We start from the raw sequence: 16,887 nt of genomic DNA, 5'->3' as shown, positions 1-16,887 counted from the left end.
TTCCCCTCTATTCTAATAAATTTTCTAATCCATAAACAAATGCATTCACCTTTTGCACTTGCTCCACAGCTAACTTAACTCCATTCATAAACGACTGACGGTGATAGGAGTCATGTTTAATGGTTAGAGATTCTCCTGTGCCACCAAAGATTACCTCTTGATGCGCTATTAATCCTGGTAAACGTACACTATGTATTCTCATCCCATCAAAATTAGCACCTCGAGCTCCGTCGATTGTTTCTTTCTCATTTGAATGTCCTTGTACCTTTTGCTCCCTCACTTCCTTAATAAGCTCTGCTGTTTTTACAGCCGTGCCAGATGGTGCATCAAGCTTCTGGTCATGGTGTTTCTCAATTATCTCAACATCGGGAAAATATTTAGCTGCCCATTTCGCAAATTGCATCATCAGTACCGCCCCTACAGCAAAATTCGGAGCAATCACGACTCCAAGTCCCTTTTCTTTAGATAGCTGCTCTAACTCTTCTAGTTGTTCTACTGTAAAACCAGTTGTTCCAACAACAGGGCGAATTCCATTTTCTAATGCTAGCTTCGCATGTGTATAACCAACTTCAGGAGAAGTAAGGTCGATTAATACATCAGCATGCATATGTTGAAAAACTTCTTGTGGATTAGTAAAAATTTCTACATCGAATGGTGGTAGTCCTTCCAAATCTTTTACTTTCATACCAGCATATTTCCGGTCCAGACATGCCACTAATTCAAAATGTTCCGTATGTTGAATTAACCGTAGTGCTTCACTTCCCATTTTACCTCGTGGTCCTGCTAATATGATTTTCGTCTTTTCCATTTATGCGTCGCCTTCCTTATCTTCTATTCTTGTCCATCTATCTTTGTCTCTTGTTTCAAATTTAGTCATTGCAAGATCAAAAGCTTCTCCAACGTCTATATGAAGAGAATTGGCAAAAGAAACAATTACAAATAGTAAGTCACCAAGCTCTTCTTCTACAGTTCGTTCTTTTTCTGTAGATTTTTTAGGTTTTTCTCCATAATAGTGGTTTATTTCTCGAGCTAACTCCCCAACTTCTTCCGATAATCTCGCAATCATAGCGAGTGGGGAAAAATATCCTTCCTTAAACTGAGATATGTATCGATCGACTCTTTCTTGCATTTCATGCGTCGTCATCTTGGAATCGCTCATACTGTCCCTTCTTTCTATGTGACTCTTACTTCATGTTAGCTAAATACGCCATATTTGACAAATTTTTTACTTGAAAAATTGCCCAACACAGCTATTTTGTCTATAATATGGAAGACAATCCGTAACTTAGGGGTGAACAAATGCAGTTTCGTATTAAACTTAAAAATATTTTTTTCATATTATTAGGCTCCGCCATTTTTGCATTCGGCTTAGTCCATTTTAATATGCAAAATAACTTAGCTGAAGGTGGCTTTACAGGTATTACCTTGCTTTTATACTTTGTTTTTAATTGGGATCCGGGCTTGATGAATATCGTATTAAATGTACCAATCTTTTTAATTGGATGGAAATTACTAGGTAGAACTACTTTTATTTACACACTTATTGGAACATTTGCTTTATCTATTTTCTTATGGGTGTTTCAATCGTATTCCTTCGATTTTGAATTACAAAATGATATGACTTTAGTTGCACTTTTTGCCGGTACTTTTATCGGCGTCGGACTCGGTATTATTTTCCGCTATGGTGGTACTACAGGTGGCGTTGATATTATTGCAAGATTAACACATAAATATATCGGTTGGAGTATGGGAAGAACGATGTTTATGTTTGATGCATTAGTCATCCTCGTATCAGTAATCACTTATTTACAGCCTCTAGAAGCGATGTATACTCTAGTTGCTGTTTTTATTGGAGCTAGAGTGATTGACTTTATTCAAGAAGGTGCCTATGCAGCAAAGGGTGCTCTCGTTATTTCGGAAAAAAGTGATGCCGTTGCGAATATGATCCTTCAAGAAATGGATAGAGGTGTGACTGTATTAGCAGGTAAGGGAAGTTATACCGGTGAAAAGCGTGATGTTTTATATTGTGTTGTCGGTCGGAATGAAATTGTAAAACTACGCAGTATTATTACAGCTATAGATCCACATGCGTTTGTGTCTGTTGTAAGTGTGCATGATGTCATGGGAGAAGGTTTTACGTTAGATGAAAACAAAAACCCTATTGGGGATTAATGTTGTGTTGTTATAAACTGCGACGTAGTGGATAACTAAGTGCCAGCAATCGCTACGGAAATATACACTGTTTTCCGCTGTAGTTTTTTCCGTAGCGGTTATCGTGTTTTTAAAGAATATAAAATCTGTTTTTTTACTAATGACGGGCGCCTATACAATTGCTATGTGCCCGGGCTTTGCTCTTCCTCCGGTTTTCGAGTTCTTAGACAATCCCTATGTGACCGAGTTTTGCTCTTCCTCTGGTTTTGGAGTTCTTAGACACCCTCTATGTGCCCAGGTCTAGCTCTTTCATTCTATTTCAGGTTCATAGACAGCCCCAACGGCTCCAATTCGCTTTTACCTCCCTATTCCGGAAGCATTTATCCTTACTTACTAAGAGAGAGAACAGTCAGTTTGAGTATATATCAACATAGAAACATACGAGAAAAAGAAAATCCAAATCACCGCAAACATTTATTTACAAATGCTTGTTGTTGATTTGGATTTTCTTTCGTTTACACATATATATTTGCCTAGCTTACCATTTTATTAATCTTCATTCATACCGATAAACATTAATACGAAACGAAGTAATTCAAGTAATGCTACTACTGCTGCTGCAACATATGTCATAGCTGCTGCATTCAACACTTTTTTCGTTTCCCGTTGCTCGCTACTTGTAATCACTCCAGTTGACACTAATTGGTCCATGGCACGAGTGGATGCGTTAAATTCAACTGGCAATGTAACTACTTGGAATAGGACAGCTGCAGCCATTAAAATAATTCCCATTAATAGCAAGTTCGAAGCATACATAAAGATACCTGCTAGGATTAAAATGTAGGAAAAGTTCGAACCTAAACTAGCAACTGGAACTAATGCAGTTCGAAAACGTAAAAACGCATAATTTTCAGCATCTTGTATCGCGTGACCTACTTCATGTGCTGCAACAGCTGCTGCAGCTTGAGAATGACCGTGATAGTTGCCTGTAGATAAACGTACAACTTTAGATCTTGGGTCATAGTGATCAGTCATTACTCCACGCACTTCTTCTATTTGAACATCAAATAAACCATTATCATTTAAAATTTTACGTGCAACCTCTGCACCAGTCATGTGAGACGATACTGCAACTTTAGAGTATTTTTTATAAGTTGATCTTACTCTAGAACTTGCCCACATTGGAATAATAAGAAGAAGTAAAAAGTAAATCAGAAATTCCATTTGGTAACCTCCAATAAATTTTATAAGTTATTTAACCCGGTAGAATCGCCTGCATAACAACGAGAGTCGTTATAACGGCTGCGAACACTCCGATTGGTTCTACGTACAATCCGCGCGAAAGACTAGATTCCCTTGCAAATTGACGTTTTCCTTTATATATCAATTTTAGTCAAGCTTTTATAAACCGTCAACTTTTTTGTACTTCTTCTTACCCTTCTTTTCTCCTTTATATTTTCTCCATCCAACGTAGATTAATGTAAAAACAATGGTGCCTCCAATTGTAGAAACCAACCAAATAAATGAACTATCGTCGTCCTCTTCATTTTTCTGAACTTCTACTGGTTCATATAGATTTAATAAGACGTGTAAGTCCTCTTCCATTTCCTTAAAGTCATTCATATTTTTCATGGAAGATAATTGGACATCAATCGAACCCCAGTTTGAAACTGGAAGTTCTACTTTAAATGCAGGTATTAACGTTTGAAATTCAGTAACTGTCTTCCAATAGTTCTCTTCAAAATCAACAGTATCACTTTCGAGTGTATTTAAAATTTGCCTTTTTAGCTCTGCTTTTTTATTTTCAAATAATTGACTTTCTTTATGAGTTGCAGCTTCCATCATTAATACGATACTCTCAGCTGAATCACGTTTCATTTCATCCGTTAAAGCATCAGAAAGTAGTTCCATTTTCACATTGGAAACTGATTCTTGAATAAATACAAGCTTATCTTTTGGAACATTTAAATGATTGTTCGCTACAGCAATCGATACTTGTTCCAATTTCTTTGAGGCAGCGTCATACTTTTGCTCATTTGTAAGCTCATATACGGTATATACTTCTTCTAATAAGTGATAGGAATGCTCTGTGTGATCTGCAAAAAGCTTGTCCGGTAAAAGTACGAAGAAGCTTATGATAAATACCAATAACGTCTTTTTTGATTTGAATAACATTCGTTCTTGCCCCTCTCTACTCACTATCTAGTAGATAGTATGCAGAGCTTGGCCAAACTAGAACTTCTCTATGGAATCAACCTTTCGCACATTTAAAAAATACACCAATAAAATGGAAGCGATGCTTAACCAAAAAGTAAAATACCCTATGTTGTCCATATATGTGTTCAAATCGCCATAATGAGGCATCATGTTAAAAACATAATCAATAACGTCATTATGTAATGTCCAAATACCCGCAACAGTTAAATGCTTTAATTTTATTTTATAAAATGGAGAATACAAAACAGCTTGAATAGCCATACCACCATGGGATGCAATTAACATATAACCGGCTAAACTGAGCTCTCCATTTACAGCCAAAGTTAATAGATTCATCACTACAGCCCATATCCCATATTTAAATAGCGTCACAAATGCTAACGCCTCGATGTATGGAGAGCTTTTATTGATTAAAAAGAGAAGCAAAACCATTGTAAAAAATAAACTAGCAGTCGGACTATCTGGTACAAAAATGAGAAACTTAGCCGGTGTTACCTCTAATTGACTCTTATACCACCAATATCCATAAATGGTACCAAAAAAGTTAATGACGAATAAAAGTAATAAAAAACGCTTATCCATTAACAGTATTTTAAACATTTTGTACATGTTTATCATTTCTCCCTGGCCAAAGCTTTTTAAAAAACAATGATATACAAGAAAAGCTGACTTAAAATGTAAGTCAGCTTTTTCAATACGTATTATTCAGCATTTAAGCTTTCAATGAATTCAGCTAATTGTTGTAGCTCTTCATCAGAGCCTTCAAATTGCCCTGCTGGCATTGTGCCAATACCGTTTTGTGCAATATCTTTAATCTCATCAGCAGTTAAACCAGTGTCAATTAATGGTGGGGCAGCTGCTCCACCTTCTAATGTATCACCATGACATTGTAAACAACTATTCTGTGAATACACTTGATAACCTGGTGATTCTTGATCAATTTCAATACCTTCAACTAGCTTTTGAGACGCAGCACGTGCTTCCCAATCAACATGGTCAGCAGCTTCCCAAGTTAAATAGAACACAGAAATAATTCCAATTAACATTAGAGAAGTGGCAATTGGACGCTTCGTAGGACGGCGCTCTGGGCCTTTGTCCAAGAATGGCGCCAATAGCAATGCACCAAATGCTAGTCCTGGTATTACGATTGTACCAATGACAACATAATCACCACTAGCAAATGGATATTTTAAGAATTGGTATAAAAATAAGAAGTACCAATCCGGTAATGGTATATAACCTGCAGTAGATGGGTCTGCTTCTTTTTCTAAAGGAGCTGGATGTGCTACGGTTAAAACTAAGAATCCAACTAAGAAAACAGCACCTACTAGCCACTCCTTAAGCAAGAAGTTTGGCCAAAACGGTTCTGTACGTCCCGGATATTCAGAATAATCTTTCGGAATGTGACGATCATCATTCTCACGAATACGAGAGTCGCCAACAAACTTCATCCCTTTTCCTCGATGCACAGTAATCCCTCCTCTTCAACTTTACTTTAATCCTATAGTGGTCCGGAAATACCTTGACGTCTAATCATAATAAAGTGAGCTGCTAACAATACAAATAATGCTGCAGGTAGGAAGAATACGTGAATCGCAAAGAATCTTGTTAGCGTTTGCGCACCTATAATATTCGGGTCACCCGTTAACAATGTTTTTAAGTCTTCACCGATAAACGGTATACTTGCTGCGATATCTGCTGTAACTGTTGTAGCAAAGTACGCTTTATTATCCCAAGGTAGTAGATATCCTGTTAAACCTAGAGCTAACATAACGAAAAATATTAGTACACCAACAATCCAGTTTAATTCACGTGGTTTCTTATAAGCACCCTGGAAGAAAACACGTAAAGTATGTAAAAAGAGCATTACGATTACTACACTAGCACCCCAGTGATGCATACCACGTACGATTTGACCATGTGCTACTTCTTGTTGTAAGTAAAACACAGAGTCCCAAGCATTTTCAATATCAGGAACGTAATACATGGTTAAGAACATTCCGGATAGTATTTGAATTACGGTAACAAAAAATGTTAGACCACCAAAGCAGTAGACAAAAGCTGAAAAATGATGAGCTGGGTTAACATGCTCAGGAACCTCGTGATCAGCTATATCACGCCAAATTGGCGTAATGTCAATACGCTCATCGATCCAGTCGTATATTTTTTGAAGCATGTATTACGCCTCCTTTCTAGGTATTTCTTTTCCTAAATAAAGTATTCCGTCTTTCACCTGAACATCATATACACTAAGTGGTGCTGTAGGTGGTGTTCCAGGTATGTTTTTTCCATTCTTTTCATACAAACCATCGTGACATGGACAATAAAACATGTTTGGATGATCTTCATTGTCGTTCCAGCCAACTATACAACCTAGGTGTGTACATTTTGGAGATAATGCTAAAATGCTTCCGTCTTCTTGCTTATAAACCCAAGCTGTCTTCGTAACTTTAGAGTTATACCACGCATCTTGTTGCTCTACAGTAAAGTCAACACGAGTAGGCTCATTGGTAAAAGAATCTACTTCCTTACCAGTAGAAACAAAGTCACCAGAAGTTTCTGGTTGAAGAGCTGGATCGACAGCAAATCTAATCATTGGCGCAAGTAAGCCAGCAGCCATAAATCCTCCTACACCTGTTAAAGTATAGTTTAAAAATTGTCGACGGGAAACTTGACTCTTTTTGTCTTCACTCATTCTGCTTTCCCCCCTCTTCTCATATATTTCAACGATCAGGGTCGATATTTAAAACACATGTTTACTAGGACATTACCATGATAGCGTAAACTGGTATTTCGGTCAATTAAAATAAAAATTTTGTCCATTTAATTTCACAAATTTTCCTATGACCAATAGAGGCGTACTAACTCCTTCATTTGTTGAACTTGGTCCATAATTACTTTTTGCGTTTCGTTGCTTTGTAAGTCTCCGTCTTTCATAACAGGCATCCAAATTAAGTTTCCTTCTAATTTACCCTCATCTTTTTTCCAATGTGAGTCAAATGTTACGAAGAAGACATATTTAAATGGCTTTTCCTGTATTTGCTTCGAAAAAGCATTTAAACGAGTTACTTCACTTTCTCTATCAGATGATTGTCCATACACATAGGTAGGAAAAAGCATGGATCTTCCTGCAAATTCTTGTTCAATTTGGCGACATAATACTTCTATGACCTCCTTTTGAAATGCAAGTGATGTTAATTCGTCATCTGATTGATTCAAAGTAAATGGTACGAGAGGTATAAATGCTGTATCAATATATTCTTTTGAAGTCACGTATACGGAAACATCTTGTTTTGTCCATTTCATCCTGCACACCTCTTTTTCTATTTTCTACTACATTTTACTAAAACTATACATGGAGTTAAACTTTTTTCCATTATTATTCATACAAGAAATGAAGCACAAAAAATAAAGCACTTAGTATGGAGTGAATTTTAATCAGAAAATCCGCTCCAGCTACTAAGCACTCTTACATTTGGTTATAATGTCCTTTGACATACTTTTTCCCACTAATTATTACTGTGCACACTTTTCGTCCGTTAATTGATTTAATTGCTCTATAAGCTCATGGAATCGATCTCTATCCCCGATATCTAATGCACGATCGATCTCCTCATGAATTTTTTTAATTTGAAATTCATAAATTAAATTAGTTAAAAACTGCTCAGCAATTTGCTGGTCTTTTTCCGTTACATAATAATCTTTCGGAATATATGGATTTTCCTCGAGCACACCGGCATAACGGTGACACTTATTGGAATTTGCAAAATTTAATTGAATGAATATCGTTTCATTGTCATTTAAACGAATGTCATGAAAAGATTTTTCCGGATCTGAAGTCATGACTTGTTCTTTATAAAATCGAAATGGTGGATCATCTACACATTTTGTTGAAATAACGACACCTTTTGGACAAAGTCTTGCTTCATCTACAAAATGAACATGTTCCAATACCCGTTCATGGTTCATTAAATAATTAAGGATCCAGACACTTTCTCTTCTTTTTAATTGATAATTATTTAAAAACCAGTTTATAAAACGTTTTTTTTCAAGTACGGTCACGGTCATAAATTAACAAGCCCTCCCTCCGGTATTCTATTTGTTCACGATTATAAGCTTAATCGATAAAGAAATTCTTCAACCTCATCATCCGACGGTTCCACTTGCATATATTGGTTCAAAACATGTATAGCCTCTTCTTTCCTCCCTTCTTCTACAAGAAAATAACCGTATTCCTTTAAAAATTCAGCATCACTTGTAAAAGAAGTATATGCTTCCCTATAGTTGTTTAATGCCAACTGATATGCTTCTAATTCATAATATACTTTCGCAAGCTCCCATTGGAATATAGGGTCCAATTCACCTAGTTCACTTAGGTGCTCTAACAGGTCACGTATTTGGTCGAGGGCATCTTCTTTCTTAAATATATCAATAATGCCCAAAACTGCTTCTTTATATCCTGGATCAATGGCTATTGCTTCTCGTAAATGTTCCACTGCCTCAGTAGTTTCACCGAGATTGTTTGCTACTCTACCCGCAAAATAATGTATTTCTTTGTTTAGCTCATCTACTTTAATTCCTTCTAATGCTATATTATATGCTTTCTCTAACATAGATTCATCTTCATATGCTTTCGCAAGCAATAAATATACAGAAGTGTAATCTGGGTCTAGCTCTAAAAGGTTCTCCCAAACTTGAATGGCGATATCACTTCTTTCCGAACGATAGGCAGTAAAGCCGTATCGGAACAAGAAGTCAGGCGATGTGTTGTCCTCTGCTATTGTCTGGAAATACCCCAACGCTTCTTCCCACTTTCCTGTGGCAGCCAATGCTTCTGCTAATCTTTCGTTTACATCTACTTCATTATATTTTGTGTTTACCTTAGATGCTTTTTCATAGTAAGGTATAGACTTTTTATACTCTCCCATTGAAAAGAATAGCTCACCTAAAGCAAAATCAATCACTGCCTCATTCGGTAGCAACTGCTTTGCTTTATAGAGCTTTTGTTCTGCAACTTCAAACAACCCTTGCGACTGATACAAATCTGCAGATTCTAAAAGGGCGTGAATATAGTTCACATCGTTTTCTTCGATACTGTTTAATAAATCAATTGCCCGTTCGTCTTCCTCTGTATCAATATAAATTTCGGCCAATATGAGTTTCAGTTCACTATCATCCGGATACTTTTGTAGTAATTCAGAAAATAATTCGATTGCTCTATCGATAAGACCCCATTCATAATAAACTTGGGCAATTGTATATTTCTCCTCTTCGGTTGCATCCTCCAAGGAACTATGCAATAACGCTAATCCTTTTTCTGTGTTACCATGCTGAACCTCATATATTGCTTCTTCAATTACACTCATGTATACATCATCCTTCTTAAGCTTGTACTAAAAATGATTTTGAATGGAAATTTGGTTTTGTTCACCGAATCCTCTTTGATCCAATATCGTTTTATTTAATTTTATCACTTTACCCCTTATAACTGAAATGTAAGGATTTGCCTCCCCCTCTAGTAAGGATTGTAATGACAAGTGATTTTTAAAGATATCCTTTTGGAGATACAAGTTAAAATCAGAGTCTCCATATATTCTTATTTCTCCTTTTTTAGGCGAAATTCCTGTTTGGATTAACACATCTCTTCTTAAAGGTTTTTTCGTAATTCTTTGGTCGCATATAAGAATATCGTTTTGTTTGAACATTTGGTAAAGCAATTTCCCATTTTTATTTTCCATCACAGCAAGAGGTATTTTTGTCATTACTTGCATTTGTTTAATCCATCCAAATTTAAGTTTTGACACATCCTTTGCATCTGTTAGCTCCACTATGATAAAGGGTACCTTTTGTAGTCCAAAATAACGAATCATATCATTGGATAAATATTTAATGTCTATTTTAGGTGCAACCATATAATCAATTGCCAATCCCTTTAGCGAAGTGACATATCGTTGAAATTCCGATTTCCAGGTTAATTGACGTCGAATTTGAAATTGGGTAATTAACAGGGTCGCACCTTTGTGTACGTATTGTCTTACAAAATGATCTCTTAACGATTGGTTACCTAATGGGTGCTCGATGTCAATAAAAACCTTGCCAGGACTAAGTATAAAAGGTTCTGCATTTAACTTTCGTACTCGACATCTAGCTAAATAATGGTCGGGTATAAATAAATCCTTTGTAAAATGGACATCTCGTATTACGAAATCGTTATTTTCTACTACTTGAATATTTAAAAACGAATAAGCCTTCACACTTTGTCCCCCTTCGCTCATTGGTACAAAATATGAAAGCTTATTTACATTTATAACCTTGAATCATTTACTTTTATTGTCGTTTACTAACTGAGTTTAAATCTTGAAAGAAAGTTGGATAAGAGATATTAATACAGGCGGTATCATCAATTGATACCGGTGTACTTGTAATAAAGGAAGCAATTGCAGCCATCATACCGATTCGGTGATCCCCGAAGGATGGGACTTCGTTTCCAACAAGGTTAGTTTTACCCTTAATCATTAGACCATCCTCAAGCTCCGTAATATTGGCTCCTAGCTTTGACAATACTTCTACAATTGCTTTAATTCGGTCTGTTTCTTTAAATCGTAATTCCTTTGCATCTCGTATTTCTGTTATTCCTTCCGCTTGTGTTGCACAAAGAGCAATTAAAGGAATTTCGTCAATGATTCTTGGGATAATAGAACCTGATATGTGGATACCTGACAACGAACTAGTTTCTACTTCAACTGTCCCAACTGGTTCATCTCCCAATTGATCTGTAATCGTCGTTATTATGGAGGCTCCCATTTGCTTTAATACATCAATTAAACCAGTTCGGGTCGGATTTAAACCTACATCCTGAATGGTTAATTTGCTGTTTGGTACGAATGTTGCTCCAGCAATAAAAAATGCAGCTGATGAGATATCTCCAGGAATAACAACGTTTGCCCCAGATAATTTCTGTTTTCCTGAAATCGAAATATTTTTGCCCTCTTTGTTTATTACCGCACCAAAAGCACCAATCATTCTTTCCGTATGATCTCTAGTTTGTACAGGCTCTACCACTGTTGTTTCCCCTTCTGTTAATAAACCAGCAAGTAAAATAGCCGATTTCACTTGGGCGCTATTGACAGGAAGTGTATACGTAATCGGCTTTAAATGGCCACCCCGAATACTCATTGGCAAGTACTTTCCTTCTTCCCTACCATCGGTTTTGGAACCCATTTGCTTAAGGGGAATCGTCACTCTATCCATCGGTCGTTTTGATAAGGAAGGATCTCCTACCAAAACGGTATGGAATGGAAGCCCAGATAATATACCTAATAATAATCTCGCTGTTGTCCCTGAATTACCAAAATCAATTGGTTCTAGGGGTTCATGTAATTGCTTAATCCCTTTTCCATTAATCGTTATGGTAGTATCTGTCCGTATGATCTCCACACCCATTTTCTGAAATGCTTTTATCGTGCTAAGACAGTCCTCACCTATAAGAAAGTTTTCAATGGTGGTCGTTCCCTCTGCTAACGCACCGAAAATAATAGCCCGATGAGACATAGATTTATCTCCTGGTACGGTTAATGTTCCGTTGAAGCTTTGTTGAAAAAAGTGGAGTTCTTTACTCATTGCTACTCTCCTTTATCTATTCTTCAATTGCTACTTCGTAGTTGTTTTGTTCTAATACTTTTTTTCCGGTTTGTTGTTCTTCTTCTGTCTGTACTGTTACACGTAAAACACCGGTCATATTCTCTCTTATCTCTAAAATTTGGGTATTGGTAATATTAATATCATTCTCAGCAAATAATTTGATGACTTTATATAACTCCCCGGGCTTATCATGAATATCTACATATAAGTCATAAAAACTTGGGATTGCTCCTTTTTTCTTTTTAGGTAGCTCATCTCGATATACTTTAGCCTCTTCTAAATAGTGAACTACTTCCTCTTGTTTATTGTGCTCTAACATTTCTTTTACTTTTTCCATTTCTTTTATCCATTCGGAAATAAAAGAAATCATTTCGTCTTTATTTTGAAAAAAGATGTCTTGCCATAGTTTCGGGTTACTTGAAGCAATTCTCGTAATATCTCGAAAGCCACCTGCTGCAAGTTTTGGTATGAACGGATATTCCTCCTGCCAATTAATTGCTTGATGAACAAGTGATGATGCTACTAAATGTGGAAAGTGTGAAACGATTCCAGTCATTTTATCATGTTCCTCTGCTGTTAAGAGAACAAAATGACTTTTTGTCCCACTTAATAGTTCTTTCATTTGTTCCACATGTTCTGTTTTGACATTCTTCGCTGGAATCAAAATATAATAAGCATTCTCGAATAAATGACTTTTCGCAGCTTCTACCCCTTGTTTATGGGACCCTGCCATTGGATGCCCTCCGATAAATACCACATTCGGATTCGTTAGCTTTCGAGCCGCTTTCATAATTGTCCCTTTTACGGAGGCAACATCTGTTACAATCTTTTGGTTAGAGAGATTTAATGAATTTAATAATTCCATATATTTTACGGTAATGGAGATTGGAGTAGCTAAAATAACGATGTCTGCAAGCTCCACACCTTTTTCAAAGGAATCAACACTTTCATCGATCAGATTGTATTTAATTGCGTAATCAATTGTTTTTTTATCGAAATCATACCCATAGATAAAACAATTTTCTTGTGTATACTTTATGTTTTTGGATAGGGATGCTCCTATCAACCCTAAACCTACAACTAAAACTTTTCTCATCTAAGCTCTCCTTATCTTAAATACATTCCAATAATGCTACTTTAAAGGCATCCATATCTTCTTTCTTACCGATCGTAACTCGGATGCTATTGGGTACTCCTAGCAGCTCCCCCGGTCGAACAATAAAACCATATGTTAATAGTTTTTCCGAAACCGTTATTCCAGAAGTAGGTAAGTGTATTAGTAAAAAGTTCGTCTCCGATTTATCAAACAGTAATCCATGCTGATTGCAAAAATGTTCAAGACTAGACCTAACTTCTACGTTTTTTGCTTTAATACGGTCAATATAACGTTGGTCTTCCAATGCAAAATAAGCAGCCATCTGTCCAATGGAGGTAACATTAAATGGACCTCGTATTTTATTTAAGTTTGTTATGACATCTTTTGATCCAACACCATATCCAACGCGCAAGCCAGCTAATCCATAGGCCTTCGAAAATGTCCGAAGAACAAGTACATTCTCATATGCATCTATTAAGGGTATTGCTTCAGGAAAATCATCAGCGAAAACAAATTCATAATAAGCCTCGTCTATTACGATCAACACATCTTTGGAAACCTGTTTTAAAAAGGTACGTAATTCTTCCTTTGAAATGTAACAACCAGTAGGGTTATTCGGTGTACACAACCATACGACTCTTGTTTGTGTGTCTATTTGTTTTCGCATTTTTTCTAAGTTATGCTTACCATTAAGCAACGGAACTTCCCGTACCTCCGCATTTTCCACTGTTGCATAATGCTTGTATTGTGGAAAAGTAGGAGTTGCCATCACCGTATTCGTTCCTGGTTCTAAATACGTTCTACATATCATTTGAATAATTTCTTCAGATCCACTACCAAAAACAAGTGTGTCTGGATTAATATGGAGCGAATCTGCTAATTTTAAGCGAAGCTTCTCAGCATATCCATCTGGATAAATTTCAAAATCAATAGGACCATCATTTACTTTTTCCTTCACAAGAGGAGAAGGACCATAAACATTTTCATTGGATGCTAGTTTCACAATATAATGTAATTGGTGTTCTTTCTTAACCTCTTCGATTCCCTTACCAGGTTGATATGGACGTAGAGGTTTTATCGATTCTTTTATTTTCATACGTAACGCTCCCCCCTCTATTTTGCCAAGTCTGGTCTTAATCGCTTGGCTTCATGATGATAAATGTGCTGTACTTCTTCTTGCGCTAAATCGGTTTCAGCAAGCAACATCACTCGAATACAATTAGGTAAAGCATCGGGAACGGGTATTTCATTTGTACACATAACAGGAACATATTTCCATCCATCTAGCATCCGTAATGCTTTAGCAGGAAAGGTAGCATTTAAATCATTCGTTACAGATATTAGTACTGATGCAATTTGTTGAGGTGCAATCTTGTTTTTATCCGTCATATCCCAAAGTAATTCCTTTGTTGCGCTCAACATTAAATCCGCATCATTTTTTGTTACCGTAGTAGCTCCTCTAAATCCCCTTAACATACCGAACCACCTCTTTTTGAAATTGTTCCAGCTCTATTTTCAAAACGTGCTCATCTATTGGAACTAATGATGGTTGACCAATTTTCTCTACCAACACCATGCGAATCGTACCATGGGAATTCTTTTTATCCTTTTTCATTTGCTCTATTAACGTAGGGACATCAAGTTTTCGGACAATATCAAACCTGTAACCTAATTGATAGAGCCAGTCTACAAAACCTTCAGGTAAAGGATTGGCACCAAATTCCCTATGGCTTAGCTTTGCTGCAAAAACCATACCTATTGCAACCCCTTCTCCATGGGTAAGCTCTCCATAACCAGCCTCTGTCTCTAATGCGTGCCCCAAAGTATGTCCGAAATTTAGAAAACTACGAACACCATGTTCCTTTTCATCTTGTTCTACTATTTTTGCTTTAATCGAAATACCTTTTCCAATAGAGTCATAAAGAATATCATTGCTTAAGTCGTTAAATGATCGTACCTCATTCATTAATTTATGTAATAAATTTTCGTCTGCAATACAAGCATGCTTGATCACTTCTGCGAATCCAGAGCGTTTTTCGTTTAACGATAAAGAATGCAACGTCTCTAAATCATAAATAACAGCCACAGGTTGATGAAAGCTACCAATTAAGTTTTTCCCGAGTGGATGATTAATTGCAACCTTACCGCCAACACTACTGTCATGCGCCAAGATTGTTGTCGGAACTTGGACATAGTCTATTCCGCGCATAAATGTGGCCGCTACAAAGCCGGCTATATCCCCAACCACTCCACCGCCTACAGCTAGAATTAAAGCATGACGGTCTAATTGGTTTTCTATTGCAAAAGTTTGTATATTACCAAACTGTTCTAGACTCTTGGACGCTTCCCCAGAAGGTATAATATAGGTATATATATTTGTTTCATTTGACGTCAAACTAGAGACAACATCTTTCACGTAATCAAACTGTGCAACAGTATCATCGGAAATGACTAATATATTATGATAATTTTTCGATAAAAGCTTGGAAACTTGATACCGAAGACCCTCGCCGAGATAAACAGGATAAGAATGATCTTGAGTTTGAATTTGAATGGTTACCACTAGAAACACCTTACTTCTTCACGATATTCATCGACAGCTTTTTTAAGCTTAGAGAATTGATCATGTGGAAATTGCTCTAGTATTGCACGAGCTATTTCCCAAGCAACAACATGTTCCATTACAACAGCAGCAGCTGGAACTGCACAAGAATCCGAGCGTTCGATACTAGCTTGGAATGGTTCTTTTGTCTCAATATCCACACTTTGTAGTGGTTTATAAAGGGTTGGAATAGGCTTCATAACTCCACGTATTACAATTGGCATTCCAGTAGTCATGCCACCCTCAAAACCACCCAAGCGGTTCGTGCGTCTGTAATAGCCTTTTTCTTCACTCCATAAAATTTCATCGTGTACTTCACTACCATTTCGCCTTGCTGCCTCAAAGCCAATCCCAAATTCAACTCCCTTATATGCATTAATGCTCACAACCGCTCCTGCAAGTCTCGAATCTAGTTTACGATCATAATGTACATACGAGCCTACACCAGGAGGCATACCTTCTACTATTACTTCCGTTATTCCTCCTATTGAGTCCCCATCTTTTTTCGCTTTGTCAATTGCATCCATCATTTGTTGTTCGATCTTTTTATCCAAAGTACGTACTGGGGATGCTTCAGAGATTTCCATTCGTTCCTTCATTGTTAGATTGGTTTGATCTTCAGCACGGATTCCCGCAATTTCTCTTACATAACCTACAACTTGGATATCTAATAATGCAAGTATTTTTTTCGCAACAGCACCTGCAGCTACACGAGCAGCCGTTTCTCGTGCAGAGGAACGCTCCAAAACATTCCGCATATCACGATGACCATATTTTAATGCCCCATTTAAATCTGCGTGTCCTGGTCTAGGTCTTGTAATTTGCCTTTTTACCTCATCATTTTCTTCTAAAGGGAATTCCCCCATAATTCCTTCCCAATGTTTAAAATCATCGTTTTCAATAACTAATGAAATAGGAGAGCCTAGCGTATATCCGTGCCGAATTCCGCTTTTAATTTCTACTAAATCTTTTTCAATTTGCATTCTTCTGCCCCGGCCATGTCCCTTTTGACGTCTTAACAATGATTCGCTAATTTCGTCTGGTAACAACGGCATATTTGATGGAACACCCTCGATAATTGTTGTTAATTGCTTCCCATGAGATTCTCCTGCCGTTAAATATCGCATCTTTGTACAACTCCTTATTTTTTCGCTTTAAAGTTATAAAGTTTTGTATTACT

At 36.8% G+C, this 16,887-nt stretch carries 19 protein-coding genes; 1 reads left to right on the top strand and 18 read right to left on the bottom strand.

The window, feature by feature from the left end:
* Positions 1-7: 7 nt before the first annotated feature.
* Entirely contained in the window at positions 8-808 is an 801-nt protein-coding gene (gene dapB / locus C1A05_RS05710; protein WP_102027215.1) for a 4-hydroxy-tetrahydrodipicolinate reductase, read from the bottom strand.
* Entirely contained in the window at positions 809-1,159 is a 351-nt protein-coding gene (locus tag C1A05_RS05705) for a nucleotide pyrophosphohydrolase (RefSeq protein ID WP_102027214.1), read from the bottom strand.
* A 140-nt stretch (positions 1,160-1,299) separates the two neighbouring features.
* Here C1A05_RS05705 and C1A05_RS05700 point away from each other — a divergent pair, with 140 nt between their 5' ends.
* Complete coding sequence (locus tag C1A05_RS05700) at positions 1,300-2,172, top strand: YitT family protein (RefSeq protein WP_102027213.1); 873 nt, start codon at positions 1,300-1,302, stop codon at positions 2,170-2,172.
* 528 nt (positions 2,173-2,700) lie between these two features.
* On the opposite strand, the gene C1A05_RS05695 is transcribed toward C1A05_RS05700, so the two are convergent.
* The 16 genes from C1A05_RS05695 to aroC form a co-directional block, all read right to left on the bottom strand.
* Positions 2,701-3,375 carry a zinc metallopeptidase gene (locus C1A05_RS05695; RefSeq protein ID WP_102027212.1) on the bottom strand — a complete coding sequence of 225 codons (675 nt, stop codon included), beginning with the start codon at positions 3,373-3,375 and terminating at the stop codon, positions 2,701-2,703.
* Between the two features lie 177 nt (positions 3,376-3,552).
* The gene (locus C1A05_RS05690) at positions 3,553-4,326 is read right to left on the bottom strand and encodes a sporulation protein YpjB (RefSeq protein WP_102027211.1); all 774 of its coding nucleotides are present in this window, start codon (positions 4,324-4,326) and stop codon (positions 3,553-3,555) included.
* Between the two features lie 57 nt (positions 4,327-4,383).
* Positions 4,384-4,968, bottom strand: coding sequence for a DUF1405 domain-containing protein (locus C1A05_RS05685; RefSeq protein WP_102027376.1), 585 nt, complete (start codon positions 4,966-4,968; stop codon positions 4,384-4,386).
* Positions 4,969-5,069: 101 nt separating this feature from the next.
* Positions 5,070-5,837, bottom strand: a complete 768-nt coding sequence (locus tag C1A05_RS05680) for a menaquinol-cytochrome c reductase cytochrome b/c subunit (RefSeq protein ID WP_102027210.1) — start codon at positions 5,835-5,837, stop codon at positions 5,070-5,072.
* A 32-nt stretch (positions 5,838-5,869) separates the two neighbouring features.
* A complete protein-coding gene (gene qcrB, locus C1A05_RS05675) occupies positions 5,870-6,544 on the bottom strand; it encodes a menaquinol-cytochrome c reductase cytochrome b subunit (RefSeq protein WP_102027209.1) in 675 nt (224 codons plus the stop codon).
* 3 nt (positions 6,545-6,547) lie between these two features.
* Positions 6,548-7,063, bottom strand: a complete 516-nt coding sequence (locus C1A05_RS05670) for a ubiquinol-cytochrome c reductase iron-sulfur subunit (RefSeq protein WP_102027208.1) — start codon at positions 7,061-7,063, stop codon at positions 6,548-6,550.
* Between the two features lie 146 nt (positions 7,064-7,209).
* Entirely contained in the window at positions 7,210-7,674 is a 465-nt protein-coding gene (locus C1A05_RS05665; protein WP_102027207.1) for a DUF2487 family protein, read from the bottom strand.
* 210 nt (positions 7,675-7,884) lie between these two features.
* Positions 7,885-8,436, bottom strand: a complete 552-nt coding sequence (locus tag C1A05_RS05660; protein WP_102027206.1) for a ReoY family proteolytic degradation factor — start codon at positions 8,434-8,436, stop codon at positions 7,885-7,887.
* A 41-nt stretch (positions 8,437-8,477) separates the two neighbouring features.
* On the bottom strand, positions 8,478-9,734 hold the full coding sequence (locus C1A05_RS05655; protein WP_102027205.1) for a tetratricopeptide repeat protein: 1,257 nt from the start codon (positions 9,732-9,734) through the stop codon (positions 8,478-8,480).
* 27 nt (positions 9,735-9,761) lie between these two features.
* Positions 9,762-10,622, bottom strand: coding sequence for a hypothetical protein (locus tag C1A05_RS05650; RefSeq protein WP_102027204.1), 861 nt, complete (start codon positions 10,620-10,622; stop codon positions 9,762-9,764).
* 73 nt (positions 10,623-10,695) lie between these two features.
* Positions 10,696-11,988: a 3-phosphoshikimate 1-carboxyvinyltransferase gene (gene aroA, locus C1A05_RS05645; RefSeq protein WP_102027203.1), complete on the bottom strand. Its 1,293-nt coding sequence runs from the start codon at positions 11,986-11,988 to the stop codon at positions 10,696-10,698.
* Positions 11,989-12,004: 16 nt separating this feature from the next.
* Positions 12,005-13,105 carry a prephenate dehydrogenase gene (locus tag C1A05_RS05640; RefSeq protein ID WP_102027202.1) on the bottom strand — a complete coding sequence of 367 codons (1,101 nt, stop codon included), beginning with the start codon at positions 13,103-13,105 and terminating at the stop codon, positions 12,005-12,007.
* Between the two features lie 16 nt (positions 13,106-13,121).
* Positions 13,122-14,201: a histidinol-phosphate transaminase gene (gene hisC, locus C1A05_RS05635; protein WP_102027201.1), complete on the bottom strand. Its 1,080-nt coding sequence runs from the start codon at positions 14,199-14,201 to the stop codon at positions 13,122-13,124.
* Positions 14,202-14,218: 17 nt separating this feature from the next.
* Entirely contained in the window at positions 14,219-14,581 is a 363-nt protein-coding gene (gene aroH, locus C1A05_RS05630) for a chorismate mutase (RefSeq protein WP_102027200.1), read from the bottom strand.
* On the bottom strand, positions 14,565-15,668 hold the full coding sequence (gene aroB, locus C1A05_RS05625; RefSeq protein ID WP_102027199.1) for a 3-dehydroquinate synthase: 1,104 nt from the start codon (positions 15,666-15,668) through the stop codon (positions 14,565-14,567). The genes aroH and aroB overlap by 17 nt, the downstream gene beginning before the upstream one ends.
* The gene (gene aroC, locus C1A05_RS05620; RefSeq protein WP_102027198.1) at positions 15,668-16,834 is read right to left on the bottom strand and encodes a chorismate synthase; all 1,167 of its coding nucleotides are present in this window, start codon (positions 16,832-16,834) and stop codon (positions 15,668-15,670) included. The genes aroB and aroC overlap by 1 nt, the downstream gene beginning before the upstream one ends.
* Positions 16,835-16,887 lie beyond the last annotated feature (53 nt).

This window comes from Salirhabdus sp. Marseille-P4669 (assembly GCF_900240405.1).
In the GTDB taxonomy this organism is placed as follows: domain Bacteria; phylum Bacillota; class Bacilli; order Bacillales; family Alkalibacillaceae; genus OEQK01.
This window is presented reverse-complemented; position numbering and strand designations above follow the sequence as displayed.